This window comes from Burkholderia sp. COPS (assembly GCF_019425585.1).
GTDB classification, from domain to species: Bacteria; Pseudomonadota; Gammaproteobacteria; order Burkholderiales; family Burkholderiaceae; genus Burkholderia; species Burkholderia cepacia.
The window spans coordinates 1-1,665 of the sequence record NZ_WIXR01000111.1 but is presented as its reverse complement, the minus strand read 5'-3'; the positions used below and the strand labels follow the sequence as shown (position 1 = coordinate 1,665).

The 1,665-nt window shown below is 66.9% G+C and carries 1 protein-coding gene and 1 pseudogene; one reads left to right on the top strand and one right to left on the bottom strand.

The window, feature by feature from the left end:
* Positions 1-61 precede the first annotated feature (61 nt).
* Positions 62-166 (bottom strand): annotated as a pseudogene (locus tag FOZ70_RS37860) (ribosome biogenesis factor YjgA); the annotation flags it as partial.
* Between the two features lie 127 nt (positions 167-293).
* Here FOZ70_RS37860 and pmbA point away from each other — a divergent pair.
* Positions 294-1,613, top strand: a complete 1,320-nt coding sequence (gene pmbA / locus FOZ70_RS37855; RefSeq protein WP_219707921.1) for a metalloprotease PmbA — start codon at positions 294-296, stop codon at positions 1,611-1,613.
* Positions 1,614-1,665: the final 52 nt, after the last annotated feature.

Genomic DNA, 1,665 nt, shown 5'->3' with positions numbered 1-1,665 from the left:
GGAGGTGCTGGGGGGGGGGGTTGGGGGGTGGGGGGGGGGGCGCGTGGCGGGGGTGTTTGGGGGCGTGCATGTCGCGTTTCAACTGGGATTTGCTGGGGCGATCGTAGCCATTGTCGTCGTCCTCGACGGCATGCTCGATCGGCTGGATTCGGGTTTTGCGTGTCATGGACGGCATTGTATCGCGCCGCGGACACGCCAAGCTTGTCGGTGTCCGGCCCCGGACCTTGCTATGATCGCGGGATACGCAATATTTTGAACATGCGGGCGCCCGCCCGCCACCGGATATCAAGACGATGGCAGCCAATCTCGACGTACAAGCGCGCTATTTCCCGCACACGCAGGACCAGCTCAAGGAAATCGCCTCGGACATCCTTCGCCATGCGAAGGCCCTCGGCGCGACGGATGCCGCGACCGAAATCTCGGAGGGCGACGGCCTGTCGGTGTCGGTGCGCCGCGGCGAAGTCGAAACGATCGAGCACAACCGCGACAAGATGGTCGGCGTGACCGTGTTCATCGGCAAGAAGCGCGGCAACGCGAGCACGTCGGATTTCTCGCCGGGCGCGATCAAGGATACCGTCGCCGCCGCCTACAACATCGCGCGCTTCACGGCCGAGGACGAGGCCGCGGGCCTCGCTGAAGCCGAGCTGCTCGAAACCGACCCGCGCGACCTCGATCTGTACCACCCGTGGGCACTGACGGCCGACGAGGCCGTCGAACTCGCCCGCCGCGCGGAAGATGCCGCATTCGCGGTCAGCCCGCAGATCCGCAATTCGGAAGGCGCGAGNNCCGGCTACCCGTACTCGCGCCACTACATCGCATGCGCGCCGATCGCGGGCAGCGGCCGTCACATGCAGCGCGACGACTGGTATTCGTCGAAGCGCAGCGCGACCGATCTCGCGGCGCCCGAAGCGGTGGGCCGTTACGCGGCCGAGCGTGCGCTCGCGCGGATGGGCGCGCGCCGTCTCGACACCCGCAAGGTGCCCGTGCTGTTCGAGGCGCCGCTCGCGGCCGGCCTGCTCGGCGCGTTCGTACAGGCGGTGAGCGGCGGTGCGCTGTATCGCAAGACGTCGTTCCTGGTCGACAGTCTCGGCAAGCCGGTGTTCGCGCCGCACATCCAGGTCGTCGAGGATCCGCACGTGCCGCGCGCGATGGGCAGCGCGCCGTTCGACGAGGAAGGCGTGCGCACGCGAGCGCGCAGCGTCGTCAAGGATGGCGTGGTCGAAGGCTACTTCCTGTCGACCTATTCGGCGCGCAAGCTCGGCACGCAAACCACCGGTAACGCAGGCGGCTCGCACAACCTCGCGCTGCGCAGCTCGAACACGCAGCCGGACGACGATTTCGACGCGATGCTGAAGAAGCTCGGCACGGGCCTGTTGCTGACGGAGCTGATGGGGCAGGGCGTGAACTACGTGACGGGCGACTATTCGCGCGGCGCGGCGGGCTTCTGGGTCGAGAACGGCGTGATCCAGTATCCGGTCGAGGAAATCACCGTCGCAAGCACGCTGCAGGAAATGTTCCGGCATATCGTCGCGATCGGCGCCGACTCGATCGTGCGCGGCACGAAGGAAACGGGCTCGGTGCTGATCGAGCAGATGACGATCGCCGGGCAGTAAGCGGCGCGCGGCATCAGCCGCCATCAAACAAAAAATCTATGGTCAGCCCGAT